Origin of the sequence: Marinoscillum sp. 108, from assembly GCF_902506655.1 — a bacterium.
GTDB classification, from domain to species: Bacteria; Bacteroidota; Bacteroidia; order Cytophagales; family Cyclobacteriaceae; genus Marinoscillum; species Marinoscillum luteum.
The window spans coordinates 3158961-3178943 of sequence record NZ_LR734808.1; the positions used below are offsets into that span (position 1 = coordinate 3158961).

General features: G+C 46.2%; 17 protein-coding genes. 7 read left to right on the forward strand and 10 right to left on the reverse strand.

What is annotated here, in order from left to right; genetic code table 11:
- Positions 1 to 54 precede the first annotated feature (54 nt).
- The 7 genes from ileS to GV030_RS12770 all read right to left on the reverse strand — a co-directional run bounded on the left by ileS (position 55) and on the right by GV030_RS12770 (position 10517).
- A complete protein-coding gene (ileS, locus tag GV030_RS12740; RefSeq protein ID WP_159582693.1) occupies positions 55 to 3417 on the reverse strand; it encodes an isoleucine--tRNA ligase in 3363 nt (1120 codons plus the stop codon).
- A 15-nt stretch (positions 3418 to 3432) separates the two neighbouring features.
- Positions 3433 to 5820 (reverse strand): RND family transporter, encoded by a 2388-nt coding sequence (locus GV030_RS12745; RefSeq protein WP_159582694.1) that lies wholly within the window; start codon positions 5818 to 5820, stop codon positions 3433 to 3435.
- A gap of 73 nt (positions 5821 to 5893) precedes the next feature.
- Positions 5894 to 7246, reverse strand: coding sequence for a deoxyguanosinetriphosphate triphosphohydrolase (locus GV030_RS12750; RefSeq protein ID WP_159582695.1), 1353 nt, complete (start codon positions 7244 to 7246; stop codon positions 5894 to 5896).
- Positions 7247 to 7400: 154 nt separating this feature from the next.
- Positions 7401 to 7586 carry a type II toxin-antitoxin system HicB family antitoxin gene (locus GV030_RS12755; protein WP_159582696.1) on the reverse strand — a complete coding sequence of 62 codons (186 nt, stop codon included), beginning with the start codon at positions 7584 to 7586 and terminating at the stop codon, positions 7401 to 7403.
- A gap of 67 nt (positions 7587 to 7653) precedes the next feature.
- Positions 7654 to 8445, reverse strand: a complete 792-nt coding sequence (locus tag GV030_RS12760) for a zinc-dependent peptidase (RefSeq protein ID WP_159582697.1) — start codon at positions 8443 to 8445, stop codon at positions 7654 to 7656.
- A 3-nt stretch (positions 8446 to 8448) separates the two neighbouring features.
- Positions 8449 to 9996: a glycine--tRNA ligase gene (locus GV030_RS12765; RefSeq protein WP_159582698.1), complete on the reverse strand. Its 1548-nt coding sequence runs from the start codon at positions 9994 to 9996 to the stop codon at positions 8449 to 8451.
- Between the two features lie 50 nt (positions 9997 to 10046).
- Positions 10047 to 10517 carry a CAP domain-containing protein gene (locus tag GV030_RS12770; protein WP_159582699.1) on the reverse strand — a complete coding sequence of 157 codons (471 nt, stop codon included), beginning with the start codon at positions 10515 to 10517 and terminating at the stop codon, positions 10047 to 10049.
- Between the two features lie 182 nt (positions 10518 to 10699).
- Here GV030_RS12770 and GV030_RS12775 point away from each other — a divergent pair, with 182 nt between their 5' ends.
- Positions 10700 to 11377: a DUF547 domain-containing protein gene (locus tag GV030_RS12775; protein WP_255465383.1), complete on the forward strand. Its 678-nt coding sequence runs from the start codon at positions 10700 to 10702 to the stop codon at positions 11375 to 11377.
- Here GV030_RS12775 and galE read toward each other — a convergent pair.
- Positions 11374 to 12399, reverse strand: coding sequence for a UDP-glucose 4-epimerase GalE (galE, locus tag GV030_RS12780; protein ID WP_159582701.1), 1026 nt, complete (start codon positions 12397 to 12399; stop codon positions 11374 to 11376). The two genes, GV030_RS12775 and galE, sit on opposite strands and share 4 nt — an antisense overlap.
- Complete coding sequence (locus tag GV030_RS12785) at positions 12392 to 13705, reverse strand: UDP-glucose/GDP-mannose dehydrogenase family protein (protein ID WP_159582702.1); 1314 nt, start codon at positions 13703 to 13705, stop codon at positions 12392 to 12394. The genes galE and GV030_RS12785 overlap by 8 nt, the downstream gene beginning before the upstream one ends.
- Positions 13706 to 13858: 153 nt before the next feature.
- On the opposite strand from GV030_RS12785, the gene GV030_RS12790 reads away from it, so the two are divergent.
- The 4 genes from GV030_RS12790 to hpf all read left to right on the forward strand — a co-directional run bounded on the left by GV030_RS12790 (position 13859) and on the right by hpf (position 16549).
- Positions 13859 to 15022 (forward strand): acyl-CoA dehydrogenase family protein, encoded by a 1164-nt coding sequence (locus GV030_RS12790; protein WP_159582703.1) that lies wholly within the window; start codon positions 13859 to 13861, stop codon positions 15020 to 15022.
- Positions 15023 to 15076: 54 nt separating this feature from the next.
- A complete protein-coding gene (gene rpsU, locus GV030_RS12795) occupies positions 15077 to 15271 on the forward strand; it encodes a 30S ribosomal protein S21 (protein WP_159582704.1) in 195 nt (64 codons plus the stop codon).
- Between the two features lie 69 nt (positions 15272 to 15340).
- Positions 15341 to 16216 carry a tyrosine-type recombinase/integrase gene (locus GV030_RS12800; protein WP_159582705.1) on the forward strand — a complete coding sequence of 292 codons (876 nt, stop codon included), beginning with the start codon at positions 15341 to 15343 and terminating at the stop codon, positions 16214 to 16216.
- Between the two features lie 27 nt (positions 16217 to 16243).
- Positions 16244 to 16549 (forward strand): ribosome hibernation-promoting factor, HPF/YfiA family, encoded by a 306-nt coding sequence (gene hpf / locus GV030_RS12805; RefSeq protein ID WP_159582706.1) that lies wholly within the window; start codon positions 16244 to 16246, stop codon positions 16547 to 16549.
- A gap of 50 nt (positions 16550 to 16599) precedes the next feature.
- On the opposite strand, the gene cysS is transcribed toward hpf, so the two are convergent.
- On the reverse strand, positions 16600 to 18081 hold the full coding sequence (cysS, locus tag GV030_RS12810; protein WP_159582707.1) for a cysteine--tRNA ligase: 1482 nt from the start codon (positions 18079 to 18081) through the stop codon (positions 16600 to 16602).
- Positions 18082 to 18241: 160 nt separating this feature from the next.
- Between cysS and rimP the strand changes: the two genes are divergently transcribed.
- Complete coding sequence (gene rimP / locus GV030_RS12815) at positions 18242 to 18712, forward strand: ribosome maturation factor RimP (RefSeq protein WP_159582708.1); 471 nt, start codon at positions 18242 to 18244, stop codon at positions 18710 to 18712.
- A 3-nt stretch (positions 18713 to 18715) separates the two neighbouring features.
- The gene (nusA, locus tag GV030_RS12820; protein WP_159582709.1) at positions 18716 to 19957 is read left to right on the forward strand and encodes a transcription termination factor NusA; all 1242 of its coding nucleotides are present in this window, start codon (positions 18716 to 18718) and stop codon (positions 19955 to 19957) included.
- The last annotated feature ends 26 nt before the right edge of the window (positions 19958 to 19983 follow it).

The window sequence follows — 19983 nt, forward strand, 5'->3', positions numbered from 1 at the left end:
AGTCTTTAGTCCATTGTTCGGTCTGTGGACTATAAACTATTGACTATTGACTGTTTAATTCTTCGCTATTTCAATCGCCACGGTTAGCTCCAGGCCGTCAATATCCAGCAAGGTGCCACCATTGGCCTCATTTACATACTCCAACGAGAGCGCCTGGGTTTCCTTTTGGATATAACTTTTGAAAGCCTCCACCGCAGATTTCAACGATTCGTCATTGGTGTGGTAGCTCACATTGATTTTGTCCTGTACTTCCAGCCCCTGATCTTTTCGCAGGTTCTGAAGTCTGTTTACCACATCGCGGCTCAGTCCTTCTTTCTTCAGCTCATCTGTGATGGTGATGTCCAGCGCCACGGTGAGGCCGTCCTCACTGGCTACCAGCCATCCCGGGATATCCTCAGAGGTGATCTCCACATCCTCCAGTCCCAGCACCACTTTTTCACCTTCCAGCTCCACGGCATATTCCCCGGTTTGCTCCAGTTCTTTGATCTGCGCCTGATCCATCTGGTTGATCAGAGGGGTTAGGAGCTTCATCTTGGGCCCGAAGTGCTGACCCAGCTTACGGAAGTTGGGCTTGATTTTCTTCACCAGTATGCCCGAGGCATCGTCTACATACTCCACTTCCTTCACGTTGGTTTCGGAGATAATGAGCGCTGCCACCTGAGCGATTCTATCCTTGTCCGCTTCATTGAGGATCGGGATCAGGATTTTGTGCAAAGGCTGGCGTACTTTGATTTTTTCTTTTTTGCGCAAGCTGTGTACCAGCGAAGAAGCGCTCTGTGCGAGGTGCATTCTTTTCTCCAGTTCCTCGTCGATGAGCTCCGTATCCGATACCGGAAAATTGGCGAGGTGTACCGATGCGCTGGTGTCCAGGCCGGAAACTTTATTCAGATCCTGGAATAAGTGCTCGGCATAGAACGGCGCAATAGGCGCAGATAGCTTAGCCACCGTCATCAGCGCGGTATAGAGCGTTTGATAAGCCGCTTCTTTGTCGGCGTTGTATTCACCCACCCAAAACCGTTTCCTGTTCAGGCGCACGTACCAGTTGCTCAGGTCATCCGTCACAAAGTTTTGGATGGCTCTGGCTGCCTTGGTAGGCTCATAGTCGTTGAACGCTGCATCCGCTTCCGCAATCAGGCTATTCAGTCGGCTGATGACCCAGCGATCGCTTTCGGTGCGCTGATCCATCGGCAGGGCAGGCTTTGAAAAGTCAAAACCATCCAGATTGGCATACAGTGCAAAGAAAGAATAGGTGTTGGTGAGCGTACCGAAAAACTTACGTTGTACCTCGGCCACACCCTCTATGTCAAACTTCAGGTTGTCCCACGGGTTGGCGTTGGCAATCATGTACCAGCGCGTAGCGTCCGGGCCGTACTTATCCATGGTTTCAAATGGATTCACGGCGTTGCCCAGTCGTTTGGACATTTTGTTGCCATTTTTATCCAGCACCAGGCCATTGGCAATCACATTTTTGAAAGCCACTTTGTCATTGAGCAAAGTAGAAATGGCGTGCAGGGTGAAAAACCACCCACGAGTCTGATCCACACCCTCTGCTATAAAGTCGGCAGGGTAGTTGGCGTCAAAGGTGTCCTGATTTTCAAAAGGATAGTGCCACTGCGCATAAGGCATCGCCCCAGAGTCGAACCATACATCGATGAGGTCTGACTCCCGATACATGGGCTGGCCGCTGGCACTAACCAGCACCACATCGTCCACGTAGGGTCTGTGCAGGTCAAAGTCGTCACCGACTTCCTCTTTCATATATCCCGCAGCGATGGATTTCTTTACTTCGGCCTGCAGCTCGGCAATGCTGCCAATGCAGATTTCTTCCTTTCGGTCTTTGGTGACCCAGATCGGTAGCGGAGTGCCCCAGAATCTTGAGCGGCTCAGGTTCCAGTCTACCAGGTTTTCCAGCCAGTTGCCAAATCGACCTGAACCAGTAGAGGCAGGCTTCCAGTTGATGGTTTTGTTCAGCTCCACCAGCCGATCTTTCATGGCGGTGGTCTTGATAAACCAGGAGTCTAGCGGGTAGTAAAGCACAGGCTTATCCGTACGCCAGCAGTGCGGGTAGCTGTGTTCGTATTTCTCTACTTTGAAGGCCTTGTTTTCTTCCTTGAGCTTGATGGCGATGAGTACATCCGTCGGTTTAAAGTCCGGGGCGTTGCGTACTTCATCGTCATAGTATTCTTCTTTCACATAGTATCCCGCAAAGTCAGTGACCTGATCTACAAACTGCCCTTTTTTGTTAACCAAAGGCACATCCTGGCCGGTTTCATCCTTGATCAGGATGGCAGGCACATTGTTTTGTTGGGCCACTCTAAAGTCATCTGCCCCAAATACGGAGGCTGTATGCACGATACCCGTACCATCTTCGGTAGACACAAAGTCTCCTGCGATCACGCGGAAAGCATTCTTTTCCAAATCTTCGTTGGTCACATAGGGCATCAGCTGCTCATAGCGCACCTCCAGGATATCCTTACCGGAAAATTCCTGAGTGATTTCAAAAGGGATAAGTTTATCGCCGGCTTTGTAATCTTCCAGTTTGATGTCTTTGGCTTTGTCAGAAAAATATTTTCCGACCAAAGCCTTGGCCAATACCACGCTCACCGGAGCATAGGTGTACTGGTTGAAAGTCTTCACTTTCACGTAAGTAATCTTCTCTCCTACAGCAAGCGCACAGTTGGAGGGCAGTGTCCACGGCGTGGTGGTCCAGGCCAGCATGCGCACGTCTTCGTCAGCTGCGCTGAAAAGAAATGCCGACCGGTCATCCTTTTTTACCTTAAACTGTCCGACCACCGAGGTGTCTTTTACATCCTTGTAGGTACCTGGCTGGTTCAGCTCGTGGGAGCTGAGCCCGGTGCCTGCGGCGGGCGAGTAAGGCTGTACGGTGTAGCCTTTGTACACCAGGCCTTTGTCATAAAGTTTTTTCAGAATGTGCCACAGGGACTCCATGTACTTCTGATCAAAGGTGATGTAAGGATCATCCAGGTCTACCCAGTAGCCCATTTGCATAGTCAGCCGGTCCCACTCATCCTTAAACTTCATCACGGCCTCTTTGCACTTCTGATTGTAGTCAGCTACCGAGATGGTTTTGCCAATGTCATCTTTTTTGATGCCGAGCTCTTTTTCCACCTGCAACTCCACCGGAAGTCCGTGGGTATCCCAGCCACCTTTTCGCTTTACCTGAAATCCCTTTTGGGTTTTGTATCGGCAAAAAATGTCTTTCACGGCCCGGGCCATCACATGGTGGATACCGGGGGTGCCATTAGCCGATGGCGGGCCTTCATAGAAGGTGAAGGTAGGCGCACCTTCCCGCTCGGTTACTGATTTTTCAAAAATCTCATGATCCTCCCAAAATTTGAGGATCTCCTCTGCCACTTTCGGATAATTGACCTGTTTGTACTCTGGATATTTAGCCACCTATGCCTCTATTTTTTATGTGTTTTTATCTTCTTCTGTTTCTTCGTCTTCACTGTCATAGTCTGCTTTCGCAAAATCGTCTATGTACGGATGATCTTTCTTGTTGCGTTTTCCATTGTCAAACTGGAGCAGCAGCGCGGGCAACACGATCAGGTTGGTGAGCATAGCAAACAACAAGGTGATGGAAGTAAGTTTCCCGAGCGCCACTGTGCCGCCAAATTCTGATAGGGTGAAGATCACAAATCCAAAAAACAAGATGATGGATGTATAGATCATGCTGGCACCGGTTTCGCGTAAGCTACGGCTCACTGCTATGGGGACGAAGAAATTATGTGCGTGTAGTTCCTGACGGTATTTGGCCAGGAAGTGAATAGAATCGTCCACGGAGATACCAAATGCGATGCTAAATATCAATGCCGTACTAGGCTTCAAAGGAATCCCAAAGAAGCCCATGATGGCTCCTGTCAGTAGCAGCGGAATCATGTTAGGGATCATGGAGATCACGATCATTTTGAAGTTTTTGAACAACAGCGCCATGATCACTGCAATGATGAAGAACGCAAAGATCATGGAGGTGATGAGGTTGTCGATCAGGTATTTGTTGCCTTTGATAAAGAGTGGAACGGTTCCGGTGATCTTCACATCCATTTTACTGTCTGCAAAAATCTCGTCAATCTTAGGACTGATGACGGTGTTCACAAGGGAGTCCATCTTGTTGGATCCAATGTCCGGCATCTTCAGGGAGATTCTGATAAATTGACCCGTGCTGTCCACAAAGGATTTGGCAATGCCCCCTTCGTCACTTTCTTCTTTGAGGTAGCGAAGGATAAAGGCACTTTCCCGGTTATTTGGGATCGAATAAAAAGCCGGATCCTGGTTGTAGAAAGCTTGTCGGGAAGCTTTGATAAAGCTCACCACAGAGACTGGCTGGGAGATGCCTTTCAGCGAATCCAGAAACATCTCAAACTCATTGATCTTGCGCAGGTTGCTCAGACTCTGAACTCCCTTTTTGGTGCCCGTGTCCACGATCACTTCCAGGGGCATTACTCCGCTGAAATTTTCTTCGAAAAACTGAAGCTGTTTAGCCAGTGGGCTCTCTTCGGGCAGGTCGTCCACCATGTAAGAGTTGGACTGAAGCTGCATTACGCCATACACCGATACGGCCACCAGTATGCCAGTGGTAATGAAGATCAGCTTTCGGTGGTTATGCACCAATACATCCAGTCCCACCAGGGCGCCATTGAGCATTTTAAAGTCCAGGTGCTTGAGGTGACGGCTGGTTGGTGGTTTGAAAAGTGAAAATACCGACGGGATCATGATGGTGCTCACAATGAACGTACACATGATGTTGATTCCAGCCACGATCCCAAATTCTACCAGAATAGGAATGCCTGTAAAGACCAGCACGAAAAACCCTACGGCTGTGGTGAAGTTGGTAATGAAGGTAACGATCCCTATGTTTTTGATGATCTTGGTGAGTGCCTTCATCTGGTCACCATGGGTAGAATACTCATGATGGTATTTATTCAGCATGTAGACGCTGTTGGGGATACCAATGACCACAATGATGGAAGGGATCAGCCCTGTGAGCAAGGTGATTTTGTATTCTAAAAGAGAGATCGTACCCAGTACCCATACCACGATCATACCAATGATGATCAATGGGAAAACTACCGCTTTGAGTGATCGGAAGAATCCAAAAAGGATCAGCCCGGTGATGATGACCGAGTAGATCAGGAATCGATTGAGTTCCTCTTTAATTTTTAGGGTATTGACAGAGCGTACATAAGGCAGCCCGGCATAGTTCACGTCGATCCCCGTGGCATCATGAAATTGGTCCCCGGCCCGTACAATGTCCGCCACCATGATGTGTCGGTATTCTGAATTCAGCGCTTCTTTCTCCACGGTGACGAGGATCAGCGTCGCTCCATTTTTTGCATTGATCAGCTGCCCTGAGTAAAACTTCAGGTTTTTGGCAAAGGCCAGCATGGTATCCAGCTTGGCCTGATTCTCGGGAATTTCGGGAAACACCGGAACCAGCTCAAAGCGCTTCTTCTCGTTGTTTTTCTCCAGCATTTTCAGGTTGGCCAGACCGAGCACATCCTTTACTCCATTGATGCTTTCCAGCTCGCGGGTCAGGTATTTCATTTTCTTGAAATTGTCTGACTGGTAGATGGCGCTATCCTTGAAGCCCAGGGCCAGAATGTTGCCATCCTCACCGAAAGTTTGCTTGAACTGCCTGAAATATTCCTGATCCGGATCGTCCTCAGGAACGATGTTGGCCATGTCGTATGACCACTGAATGTACTGGGCCTGGTACCCCATATAAATGGTGATCACCCCTAAAATGATCATTAGGGAGATGCGGTACTTAAGGATAATATTGGCTAAACGTGTCCACATGGAAAATGAAGCTGCAAATGTAATGATTTTATCAGTTCCGAGAACTCAATTAAGTAGTTGATAAAGAGGCTTTTTATGCTTTGGAAACCGGAAGTGAAAAACCGTAAATGGTTTTGTATAATTTAATGGCGTGTGAATCCGTAAGACTGGAAATAAAATCCATGACAATGAGCAGTGAATCGTAAATGGTAATTGGCTCTTGCTCCAGTTTATCCTGAAAAGAATCCGGGAGTAGTCTGAAAATGGATTTCATTCGGGGCGTATAATTTTCCTTGTCAAAAAACTTGTGATAAGTCGCCATGCAAAAGGCTTCCATCAGCTTGCCGATGACTTCAAAACCTCCTGCTTCGCGTTCCAGAACTTGTTTGGACCGGTATATTTTTTCTATCGAAAGGGTAGTAATGGCCTGCAGAGCCTCCGCCGACGGTATGTGCTCAGTGAGCGCACCGTCAAAAGCACCAGAGCGGATGTCTTCTTCTTTTTCCAGAAACAGGTCCACACATTCACCAATGAGCTGCGAGATGGCCAATGCCCGGAGCAAACCAATTTTCTGGTTAACATTGCGCGAGCGTTCCAGTTTTTCTTGCTGGTATTTTTCGCCGATGATGGCGGCCATCAGGTCCCGTGTGGTTTCATATGGGACCAGCCCGAGGCGACAGCCATCTTCTAAATCTATGATGTTATAACAGATGTCGTCAGCAGCTTCTACCAAAAAGGTAAGTGGATGCCGGCACCAGGCCGCTTCGCCAATCGGCGTGAGCCTCATCTCTGTGGCCAGTTCGGAGAATTTTTTGCTGTCACTTTTGTAGAAACCATATTTCTTCTGACTCTTTCGATTTTTGTCTTTGGGAGCAGAGGAGGATCTGGGGTATTTGGTGAACGCCCCCAGGGAAGCAAAAGTGAGCCTGAGTGCACTGTTTTCTTCGTCATTGAGGATTCTGAACCCCTGTGCGTTGCCCTCAAAGCTGATGAGGTCTGACCATTCTGCCGGATCCACTTGCTGCTGGAATGCTTTACCCTTTGGATGATCTGTGAAGAACGAAGAAATGGCCGATTCTCCCGAGTGCCCAAAAGGTGGATTGCCCAGATCGTGGGCCAGGCTGGCTGCCGCCACTATGCCCCCAAAGTCGTAGAAAGTGAAGCCCCTTTCAGAGAGCTCCGGATGTTTTTCCAGGAGGCGTTCGCCGACCGCTTTACCCAAAGATCTCCCTACGCTGCTTACCTCCAGGCTATGTGTGAGCCGTGTGTGTACAAAATCATCTTCCGGTAGGGGAAACACCTGAGTTTTGTCCTGAAGTTTCCTGAAGGGATGAGAGAAGATGAGCCGATCATAATCCTGCTCAAACCGGCTTCTGCTGTCTTTTGAAATCGTTGCTTCGGTTTTGTCACCGAATCTTTTGGGAGAGAGTAGTTGTAGCCAGTTCATGCTTTAAGTAGAGTCGCTCAGGTTCTGTGGACGCAAACTTAACCCCGAATTTACTTAAACCCTTTATTCCGCCTTATTTTGAGGCATTTTCCTAAGGTGAAGTGCCGATTGAACGATTGGGAGTTCATAAGCAGCGACGCTATTCGACTGATTGTTACTTTTGACTTAAATAGCGGACGATTTTTGGAGCGTTTGTTTCATGGTGACATTGAATAGCTTCCCTTATATTCTGTTTGAGCTCATCAATGGTTTCTCCGTCTGTAAAAATAGATTCTCCAAGGGCTTTGGCTTCAAAACCCCCTTCCGCAGATTCTTCAACAATAAAAATAATCTCCGTCATAGTTTTTCTTTCATACAAGATAGCAAATAACCGTCATCTGGTTCTTTTCAGTTTCTAGGTTCTGAACCTAATGACTTAGTAACATTGGATCCTGCTTTAACAACCGGGCCAAGGCAAGGTACAGGGCTGGGTGGTAATCGTGAAATGCCACCGGTCGTTCAAAGAAATTCTCTACGGCCACAGCAAAAAACTCTGCATGATTGGAGGCTCCATATTCGCGAAAAAATGAGGTGGTATCATGCTGCATCTTGGTGATCTCTGCTGAAGCCAGCGTTTGCCAGTGTTTGATGGCCTCACTGTCCAGAAAGTCATACTCATCATTCATCACGATGTTCTCCAACTGCAGCGCATGGGCCATTTCATGCAAACCAAGGTTGACGCCATCAGATTTTGAATACCCTTCCACAAAATGCTTCCAGGAGAGCACAATGGCTTTGGCTTTTGGATTCACCTCTCCCTTGTGATAGCGCTGTCCGGCATTGCTAAAAAACTGATCCGGGAAGACGATCACATACCTGAAGTAGCTCAGAAACACTTTAGGATAACCAAAGGTGAGCTGGATGGCAGAGGCAGCAATGAGCACTTGCATCTCTTCGGTCACATGGGTCATGTTTCGGGGCACAAACTCCTTCATTCGAATGAACTTGGCCACCCGATATTCAAAAAGGGCCTTTGATTTGGGTGGAAGGAGCTGATAAAACTTGAAGTGACGGCTGAGCCTGTCTTTTTGTGCGGGACTCAGGCTGGCAGAGATTCTCAGCCTGGCCAGTGTGCCCTCGCTCAGGAGCTTGCCGAATAGCAGGTAGTAAACCCCCAATCCAAACAAGCCCCCTAGGGCAATGACGATCCCGGATATCAAGACTTAGAGTTTTTTAAGCAGTGTTTTCATGCTGACCTTCTCCTCCAAAGTGCCGATCAACTCTTCGATAGATACTCGCTGCTGCTCCATGCTGTCCCTTTCACGAATGGTGACGGTGCTGTCTTCCAAAGTCTGGTGATCCACAGTCACACAATATGGGGTACCGATGGCATCCTGCCTTCTGTATCGCTTACCTATGGCATCCTTAGCATCATACTGGGCGTTGAAGTCAAGCTTGAGTTCGCGCATGATGGCTTCAGCTTTTTCTGGGAGCCCATCTTTATTGAGCAAAGGCAATACGGCCACTTTTACAGGAGCCAGTACCGGTGGTATTTTGAGGACGGTGCGTTCGCTGCCATCAGCGAGTTTTTCTTCTACATAGGAAGCGGACATCACGGCCAGAAACATACGGTCAAGACCTATGGATGTTTCCAGTACATAGGGTGTGTAGCTTTCGTTGGTAGCGGTATCAAAATACTTTAGTTTCTTTCCGGAGAATTTTTCATGCGCACCCAGGTCAAAGTCGGTACGGGAGTGGATACCCTCCAGCTCCTTGAATCCCATGGGGAAATTAAATTCTATGTCACAGGCGGCATTGGCATAATGGGCCAGGTTCAGGTGGTCATGGAAGCGATAGTTGTCATCACCCAGTCCCAGTGCTTTGTGCCAGGCAATTCTTTTAGCTTTCCAGTGCTCGTACCATTCCATTTCGGTGCCAGGCTGAATGAAAAATTGCATTTCCATTTGCTCAAATTCCCGCATTCTGAAGATAAACTGACGGGCGATGATTTCATTTCTGAAGGCTTTTCCGATCTGAGCGATACCAAAGGGAGGCTTGAGGCGGCTGGTTTTTTGTACGTTCAGGTAATTCACGAAAATACCTTGGGCAGTCTCAGGTCGGAGGTAGATTTTACCGGATTCTCCCGCCACTGATCCCAGCTCTGTGCTAAACATGAGGTTGAACTGACGCACGTCTGTCCAGTTTCGGGTGCCCGAAATGGGATCGGCAATGTCCAGGTCCACGATGAGTTGTTTCAGCGCTTCCAGGTCTCCCGATTCGATGGAAGACTTCATTCGGCTTTCGATTTCGGCAATCTGCTCTGCGTAGCCTACCACCCTGGGGTTGGTGGCTGTGAACTGATCTTTGTCGAAAGCATCACCAAATCGCTTGGCGGCCTTGTCCACTTCCTTATCGATTTTGGCCTGAAGCTTAGCCATTTGCTCCTCTATGAGCACATCCGCACGATAGCGTTTTTTTGAATCTTTGTTGTCGATCAAGGGGTCATTGAAAGCATCTACGTGACCCGATGCTTTCCATGTAGTCGGGTGCATGAAGATAGCGGCATCAATGCCCACTATGTTTTCATTGAGGCGCACCATGGCTTTCCACCAATATTCCTTGATGTTGTTTTTCAACTCTGAGCCGTACGGGCCATAGTCATAGGTGGCTGCCAGACCATCGTAAATCTCACTGGATGGGTATATAAAACCGTATTCCTTGCAGTGTGAGGCTATATTTTTAAGCGTTGCTGCTTCTTCAGAATTTGCCATAGCCGCAAAGATAAAATTTTGACCATCTTTTGGGAGTTTAAATGACGAATTTAGATTCTGGCCAGCAATTGAGTGAAGAAACGATTGCCGTCGGCATCATCGGCAATGCCTATTCCCACGTGGGTATAATCTGATTCAATGTTTTCACGATTTTCATCGCTGGCGAGCCATGCTTTGACCAGCTCAGCAGCATTCGCATAGTTACTTCCCACATTCTCCCCTATGGCGGAGGCTCCGGTTTCTTTACTGGCTTGCTCAAACCGCTGAACAAATCCCTCATGGCTCAATGGAATGTCACCGTCAGCCATGTTGGCGCTGTGTTCCGTAGCTATTCTGTCCAGAATGTCATTTTCTTTTAGTGCGGTCAGCCCCAGCGACACTCGGTGATGATTGATGCCAATCAATATGGCCGCCTGCAGCTCCTCGTGTGAAGGCTTTGGGTCCTCTGACTTGTCACGGCATGAACTACCGGAAAGCAATACGGTGATTATCAGGAGAATCAGATTGGCAGAACGTTTCATAAGGTGGTGATTGGTTTTGTGGTAACAATCATTTCTGATAAATAGTTAAGTTACCCTGAGTTTCATTAAAAGTAATTGGAATAACTAAACCTGATCATATGCGCGTGACCATCTTTTTGGTTGGTTTGTTCTTTATAAACGCCTGTGGAACCCTAAACCCTCAACAGGCTAAAACAAAACCCGTGAGTCATCAGATTTTTGACGAGCTGCTGAAGCGATATGTGACGGACGAAGGATTGGTTGACTATAGGGGTTTTATAACGGATAGTGTGCAACTGACGGAGTACATTGACCTACTTAGCAACAATGCGCCCAATGACTCCAACTGGTCGGAAGATGACCAAATCGCCTACTGGATCAACTTATACAATGCTGCCACCATTGATTTGGTGTTGCAGTACTACCCGGTAGAAAGCATCAAAGATATCGGCAGCAGTATTCAGGTGCCTTTTGTGAACACCCCATGGGATATCCAATTTATTGAGATTGCAGGTGAGAGGTATGATCTGAATAATATTGAGCATAACATCCTCAGAAAGAAATGGGCTGAGCCGCGAATTCATTTTGCCATCAATTGTGCCTCATTATCTTGTCCGAAATTAAGAAGGGAAGCATATGAAGGAGCGTTGCTACAACGTCAGCTTGATGAACAAGCCCGGGAGTTTGTCAATGATCACTTTAGAAATGACATTACGACAACTGGCGCCAGCCTCTCCAAATTATTTGATTGGTTCGGGGGAGACTTCAGGAAAAAAATGCCCGTTAAGGCTTTTATTAACCAATACTCGGACGTAAAAATCTCAGAGGAGGTAGAGATTTCTTACAAGGAATACGATTGGAGGCTCAATGATGTCAATTAGTTCTTAGCCTGCTTCACTTCCCAATCCCAAGCACTCTTCAGCATCTCTTTCAGATCAAACTGGGGAGTCCATCCTAATTTTTCCTGGGCCAGACTAATATCGGCATATACGGCCTCCACATCACCCGGTCTGCGGTCACTTATTTGATAAGGCACGTCCAGTCCTGTGGCATCTATGAAGGCTTTGATCATTTCTATTACCGAGCTGCCATTGCCTGATCCGAGATTGTAGACCTCATAGCTCGATTCGTTTTCTTTGCGAAGTAACCGGGACAGTGCATTGACGTGTGCCCTGGCTATGTCCATCACATGGATGTAATCTCTAATGCAGGATCCGTCTCTGGTGTCATAATCTCCACCCAATACCGAAACAAATGGGCGTTTACCGGCGGCAGTCTCTGTGATATAAGGAACCAAATGGTGCGGAACATCGTGTTGTACTTCACCTATGAGGGAGGAAGGATGAGCACCTATGGGATTGAAATATCTCAGGGAAATGGCCTGAAGATCGTGCGCTGCACAGGCATCCTGGAGGATTTCCTCGCCGATTTTTTTGGTGTTTCCGTATGGAGATTGGGCCGGTTTGATGGATTCGTTTTCTTTTACGGGCAGGCTTTCGGGATTACCATATACCGTACACGAAGAAGAGAACACGACATTCTTCACTCCAAACTCCAGAGAAAGCTCCAGCAGGTTGGTGGTGGAAAGAAGGTTATTGTGATAATATTTGAGGGGTTGCTCCACAGATTCTTTCACCTGTAGAAACGCCGCAAAATGAATACTCCCAACAAGATCAGGAAACTCTGCAAACAGCGCTCGAAGAGCGTCCTTGTCACACATTTCCACTTTTCTGAACACCGGACGTACACCCGTGATTTCTTCCAAAGCGTCCAAAACAGCTTCGGTGGAGTTATAAAGATTGTCGATAATAATTGGCTCATATCCGGCATTGTGGAGTTCCACTACCGAATGTGAGCCAATATATCCGAGACCCCCGGTGACGAGGATTTGTTGCTTAACCATTGATTATTTTTCTTCCAATGCTGTGGTAAGTAAATCCAAGCTCTTCCATCTGTCCGAGCTCATATAGGTTTCTTCCATCAAAAATTACTTTGTTTTTCAATCGGGCTTCTACCTTGTCAAACTCCGGTGTGCGGAATACTGGCCATTCGGTCATGATCATCAACGCATCAGCATCCTTAAGGGCATCATATTCATCTTCAGCGAAATAGATTTTATCACCAAACACCCCTTTTACGTTTTCCATTGCTTCAGGATCGTAAGCCTTTACTTTAGCTCCCAGACTCAAAAGCTTCGAGATGTTTTCAAGGGCTGGTGCTTCACGAATATCATCTGTGTATGGTTTGAATGCCAGTCCCCAGATGGCGATGGTTTTTCCGCTCAGGTCATTATTGAAATAAGCTTTCAAAGGATCGATGAGCCTTTCTTTTTGTGCCTGATTCACTTCCATCACGGAGTTGAGGATTTTGAAATCGTAATCTGCCTGGTTGGCCGATTTGGCTAGTGCCTGTACGTCTTTTGGAAAGCAGCTTCCACCGTATCCAATTCCCGCAAAAAGAAAACGCTTGCCGATACGTGTATCCGTACCCACACCTTTTCTGACCATATCCACATCCGCTCCCAGAAGCTCGCACAGGTTGGCGATCTCGTTCATGAAGGTGATTTTAGTGGCCAGAAAGGAGTTAGCTGCATATTTGGTAAGCTCTGCAGACTTCACGTCCATGAAAATGATAGGGTTACCCTGACGCACGAAAGGCCCGTAGAGTTTTTCCATCACCTTCTTGGCTTTGTCAGACTCCGCTCCGATGACCACCCGGTCTGGTTTCATAAAATCATCTACCGCTACTCCTTCTCTCAGAAACTCAGGGTTAGAAACCACATCAAAGTCAACTTTGGCATTAGCCGCGATTGCAGCATGTACCTTATCCGCTGTGCCAACAGGCACAGTACTCTTATCTACGATCACTGTATATTCCTCCAGTATCGGCCCCAAATCTTCAGCGACCTTGAGGACATACTTCAGGTCTGCAGATCCATCTTCACCAGGAGGTGTGGGCAGAGCCAGGAAAATGATTTTCGCGCCTTTGATACCTTCTTTGAGGTCGGTAGTAAACTCCAGCCTACCCTGACGAATGTTTCTTTCGAAAAGCACCTCCAGCCCGGGCTCATAGATGGTGATCTGCTTATTATTAAGCATTTGTACTTTTTTCTCATCTATATCCACGCAGGTTACATGGTTTCCTGTTTCAGCAAAACAGGTTCCCGTAACCAATCCTACATATCCGGTTCCGACTACAGCGATTTTCATTTTATAGTAATATTTAGTTGAACAGGGGGCAAAAGTAATTTTTTTGGTCGGAAAATGAATAACCTAAGCCTATCATGTAAAAGTTTATTTAAAACTGAAACACTGAGCTTAGATTGCTAATTTTGTGAAGAACAACATTATACCCCAAACAACATGCAACTATTAACAGACGATCCTCGGATAAAACAGGAAGAGGAAAACAGGGCAATGATCTCGGAGATGATCCGGGATTTTGGCGCTAAAGAAATAGAACCCTTCAAGATGGAGTGGGACGAATCCCAGGAGTTTCCCAGAGCGTTGTTTCACAAACTTGGAAAACTTGGCCTGATGGGCGTATTCATACCCCACGAATACGGAGGGTCAGGCTTCGGCTATCATGAATATGTTACCGCTATTATAGAGCTATCAAAAATTGATGGTTCCATTGGGTTGTCAATGGCTGCACATAACAGCTTATGCACCGGACATATCTATCAGCACGCCAATGAATCACAAAAACAAAAATACCTTCCACTGCTGGCTTCAGGAGAGTGGTTAGGGGCATGGGGCCTCACGGAACCCAATACCGGCTCAGATGCAGGCAACATGAAGACCGTAGCTAAGAAGGAGGGAGACGAGTGGGTCTTGAATGGAGCAAAGAACTTTATCACCCATGGCATCTCCAGTGATGTGGCAGTGGTCATAGCCCGGACAGGTGAGGCAGGTGCTTCACGCAATGCTTCTGCATTTATCGTGGAGCGGGGCACTCCCGGGTTTTCTGGTGGTCGCAAGGAAAACAAATTGGGAATGAGGTGCTCAGAGACTGCTGAGATGATTTTTGATAATTGCCGTATTCCTGCTGCTAATCTGATCGGTGAAGTGGGCGATGGTTTTGTGCAGTCCCTCAAGGTGCTGGATGGTGGACGAATTTCTATCGCTGCATTGAGTTGTGGGATCGCTGAGGGAGCACTGGATGTGGCGGTGAAGTACTCCAAGGAGCGTGAGCAGTTTGGAAAGCCCATCAGTAGTTTTCAGGGTATTTCCTTCAAAATAGCGGAGATGGCTACCAAGCTGGAGGCAGCCAAGTTATTAACCCACCAGGCTGCGGATCTCAAAAATCAGGGTAAATCAGTCACCAAAGCTGGCGCAATGGCTAAGTTGTATGCATCGGAGATTTCGGTGGAGCTGGCCAATGAAGCTGTGCAGATTTTTGGAGGCTATGGTTACACCAAGGACTACCCGGCAGAGAAGTATTATCGGGATGCCAAGCTTTGTACCATTGGAGAAGGCACCTCGGAGATACAAAAATTGGTGATTTCCAGAGAAGTATTGAGATAATGCTTTGCTCGCAATAAAATTTCTTCTACTTTTGCAAGCTCAAATAGAAAAACGATGATTGTAGTAAACGTAAAAGAAAACGAGTCAATCGACAAGGCGCTTAAAAGGTTCAAGAAGAAGTTTGAAAAAACAGGTGTTTTGAGAGAACTCAGAGAAAGAACTTTTTTCACTAAGCCTTCTGTAAAAAGAAGACACGAAGTGATCAAGGCTGAATACATTCAGCACCTGCGCGAGCGTGAAAATAACTAATCCCAAACAGGGATAAATGATACTTAATTATTAAGTTAGTATTTCTCAGCTTCTGGGAAGTACTAGCTTATGATTGACACCTTCCTCAAATACTTACGATTCGAAAAGCGCTACAGCGAACACACGCTCACGGCGTACCGTAAGGATTTAACTCAGCTAGAGATTTTTTTAAGTGAAGAATTTGAAACTTCTGATTTCAAGGAGGTTCAGCATGCCCATCTGAGAAATTGGATGGTAAATCTGATGGAGTCTGGCCTTGAGCCAAAGTCTGTCAACCGCAAGATGGCCTCTGTGAAGGCTTTCTATAAATTCCTTCTTGCCAGAGAATATGTTGCCAGCAATCCAACAGGCCGCCTTAAGTCTTTAAAAGTAGACAAGAAGCTTCCTTCCTTCGTGAGGGAGAGTGAGATGATCACCCTCCTTGATCAAATTGAATTCTCCAGAGATTTTTTTGGCGCACGGGATAGACTCATTCTCGAACTGCTGTATGCTACTGGCATCCGTCTGACTGAGTTAATTAACCTTTCTGACCCGGACGTAAACCTCTACCAGGGCTCCATTAAAGTTTTAGGGAAAAGAAATAAGGAAAGAGTTATACCAATGGCTGAATTTATCGTTAAGTCCATAAAGGAATACCAACAATTGCGAAACGCTGAGTTTGGCTTCTGCGATTATTTGTTTGTAACGGATAGCGGTAATAAATTATACCCTATGATGGTGTATCGGATAGTGAAAAAATACCTTGATCAAGTCACAACCATTGCTAAAAGAAGTCCTCATGTTCTGAGGCACACCTTCGCCACGCATTTATTAAATAAAGGTGCAGATCTCAATGCGGTGAAAGACCTTTTGGGTCACACCAGCCTTGCGGCCACCCAAGTTTATACACATAATTCAATGGAGAAGCTGAAGTCAGTTTTTGACCAGGCTCATCCTAAAGCTTAATGGTTTAACCTTTTAAATTCTAGTATCATGAAACTACAAATGCATTCTATCCACTTCGACGCTGACGAAAAATTGGTCAACTTTATCCAGCACAAAGCTGATAAACTGGATACTTTCTATGATAGGATTATAGATGGGGAAGTGTTTCTAAGGGTAGAGCAAGATGATGCAAACGAAAATAAATTAATAGAGATCAAATTGAATATCCCTGGCAGTCAGCTGTTTGCCAAGGAGAAGTCCAGATCTTTCGAGGCAGCTGCGGACGAGGCGATAGAGGCCTTAAGAAGGCAGCTTAAAAAGCATAAGGAGAAGCTGATTGCCAATCATCATTAAAAAAAGCCCCTTGGATGTCAAATCCAAGGGGCTTTTTTACTTTTAGTCCCTTATTCCTCAAACGCCCAGTCTATTCCGGTCTTCATGTCCTTCACGATCACTCCTTCCGACTTTAGTTGAGCTCGGAGTTCATCCACTTTTTCATAGTTTTTGGTCTCCTTGGCAGATTTGTATTCATTCAGAATCACCTCCAACAGATGATCAGAAGAGACGGAAGATTCAAGCTTCAGGCCCAGAACTTCTTCAGTGAAAGAAATAAATGTCTCTTTCATGCGCTCAAAAGTTTCCTTTCCTATCGCTGCCAGTTCCAATTGCCCCGTTTGAATGGAATTAATCTTTTTGACCAAATTGAATAAATGACCAATTGTCAATGCCGTGTTGAAATCGTCATTCATGGCATGGTGGCAGTTGTCACAAATCTTATTGATCTGCTCTACTTGTTTGGGGTCCGGGTTTTCTTCGATTCCCTCAGGAAATTCATAGCCTTTGATCAGGCGAAGGCCATTGGCCAGCTTTGTGTAGCCCTTCTGAGCGGCATTGAGCGCATCATTAGAAAAGTCCAGCGTGCTGGCATAATGAGACTGAAGCATAAAAAACCGAATGGTCATCGGACTATAGCCGCGCTGCAACAGCTCATGATTGCCTGAGATCAATTGGCTGGGGAGGAATGAGTTGCCCAGCGATTTACTCATCTTCTGGCCATTGACCGTGAGCATATTGGTATGAATCCAGTACTTGGCACCATCTTTTCCTGTTGATCCTGCATTTTGAGCGATTTCACATTCATGATGGGGGAATTTCAGATCCATACCTCCGCCGTGTATGTCAAACTCGTCACCAAGATACTTGGTACTCATCACAGAGCACTCCAGGTGCCAGCCCGGAAACCCGTCACTCCACTTGGTTTTCCATCTCATGATGTGTTCAGGGGCAGCTTTTTTCCATAGCGCAAAATCTAAGGGATTTCGCTTGTCTGACTGTCCGTCCAGCTCACGGGTTTGGTTGAGCAGGTCTTCTGTTTTGCGGCCACTGAGCTTACCATACTCATGCGCCTCGTTATATTTTTCTATGTCAAAGTATACTGAACCATTTGACTCATAGGCGAATCCCTTCTCCACCAGCTGCTCTATCATGACCAGCTGCTCCATCAGGTGGCCCGTAGCTGTGGGTTCGATATCTGGTGTTAGGGCATTGAAGGTATCCATCACCCGGTGGAAGTCATTGGCATATTTCTGTACGATCTCCATCGGTTCCAGATTGTCCAGCTTGGCCTTTTTGGAGATTTTATCTTCGCCGGAATCCAGCAAGTGGCCTACGTCAGTGATGTTTCTGACATACCGGACTTTATAACCGAGAAACTGGAGATACCTGTAGATGACATCAAATGAGATGAATGTGCGCACATTCCCCAGGTGCACATCACTATATACCGTAGGTCCACAAACATACATTCCTACATGCGGAGCGCTCAATGGCTCAAAGACCTCTTTCTCCTTGGTGAGGGAGTTTACAATTCGGAGTTTACCGATCATCTAATTAAATTTTTTAAAAATATCTACTTTATGACGAACTCAGCGCCTAATAGTTTGTTTTTTAGCCAATTTGAAATGAATATTTTTTCTGTTAGCTTTGCATGCAAATATAGAATTTAGGTTCGAGGGGACGCAGGTCCCCTCTTTTTATTCATAATAAATGGTTGTGGTGAAACCAGTGGAAGAAGAGATATCGCAATTTGTACATGAGATCATTTCCGATGATCCTTCGCTTTTTGTGGTTGGGGTTATTCTTAAAGGAAATGCTGGTAATCAGCGCCTTATTGTATTGCTGGATGGTGATCATGGGGTGACCATCGATCAGTGTAGCTCTGTGAGCCGACAACTTGCGCAGATTCTCGAAGAAAAAGAACTTTTTGAAGACAAGTACTTTTTGGAGGTTTCTTCTGCGGGGGTTGATTTCCCATTGCAAAATGTAAGGCAGTACACGAAGAACATTGGCAGGTCTCTGAAAGTGGAGCTGAATGATGCTTCCACGATTAGCGGATTGCTCAAGGAAGTGAACAATGAAATGATCATGATTGAAGTGCAGGAGAAGAAAGAGCTCAGGCAGCATCAAATCAATTTCAATGAAATAAGTAAATCAATGGTATTAGTTTCATTCAAGTAAACAATGGATACTGGAATTTTAATCGATTCATTTGCGGATTTTGCCAGGGGCAAAAATATCGATCGACCTACGATGATCAGAATTCTGGAGGATGTCTTCAGAACCATGATTCGCAAAAAATATAAGACAGATGATAATTTTGATATTATCATCAACACCGACAAAGGTGATCTTGAGATTTGGAGATTCAGAGAGATCGTGGATGATAACTCAGAGGATATCTGGGATCATGACAAGATTAGTTTGACCGAAGCACGTAAGATTGAGCCGGATTTTGAGATTGGAGAAGAGGTTTCTGAGGAGATCAAGCTTGAAGATTTTGGAAGAAGGGCTGTGATGACTGCACGTCAGACACTCATTCAGAAGATCAAGGATCTGGAGAAGGACATCCTTTTTCAGAAGTATAAGGATTTGGTTGGGGAGATTATCACGGGTGAGGTGTATCAGACATTGAGCCGTGAGATTCTTTTGATCGATGGAGAGGGCAATGAATTGAACCTTCCTAAAAACGAGCAAATCCCAAAAGACCGATACAGAAAGGGAGATTCAGTACGCGCCATTGTACACAGGGTAGAAATGTCTAATGGTAATCCTAAGATTATCTTGTCCAGAACTTCCCCAACATTCCTGGAGCGTCTTTTCGAAAGTGAAGTTCCTGAGGTATATGATGGCCTGATCACCATGAAGAATGTGGTACGGGAGCCAGGCGAGCGCGCCAAGGTGGCCGTAGAATCTTACGACGACAGGATAGACCCTGTAGGTGCTTGTGTGGGGATGAAAGGGTCAAGAATTCATTCCATCGTAAGAGAGTTGCAAAATGAGAATATCGATGTGATCAATTTCACAGATAATCTTGAACTTTACATCGCCAGAGCACTTAGTCCCGCTAAAATCCTCAGCATGAAGATCAGCGAGGAGAAGGACAGGGTGTCTGTTTATTTGAAACCCGATCAGGTATCCCTAGCCATAGGCAAAGGAGGACAAAATATAAAACTGGCTTCAAGACTTGTAGGTCTGGAAATAGACGTGTTCCGTGAACTCGATGGCCTTGAAGACGAAGATGTGGATCTGGATGAATTTTCAGATGAAATTGAAAGTTGGGTAATTGACGAACTAAAAAGAATTGGTTTAGATACCGCAAAGAGCGTTTTGACATTATCCGGAGAGGAGTTGGTCAGGAGAACTGACCTTGAGGAAGAAACTGTTCAATTTGTATTGAGCATCCTCAAACAAGAATTTGAATAACCAGCTACTTTAAAATACAGGACAAA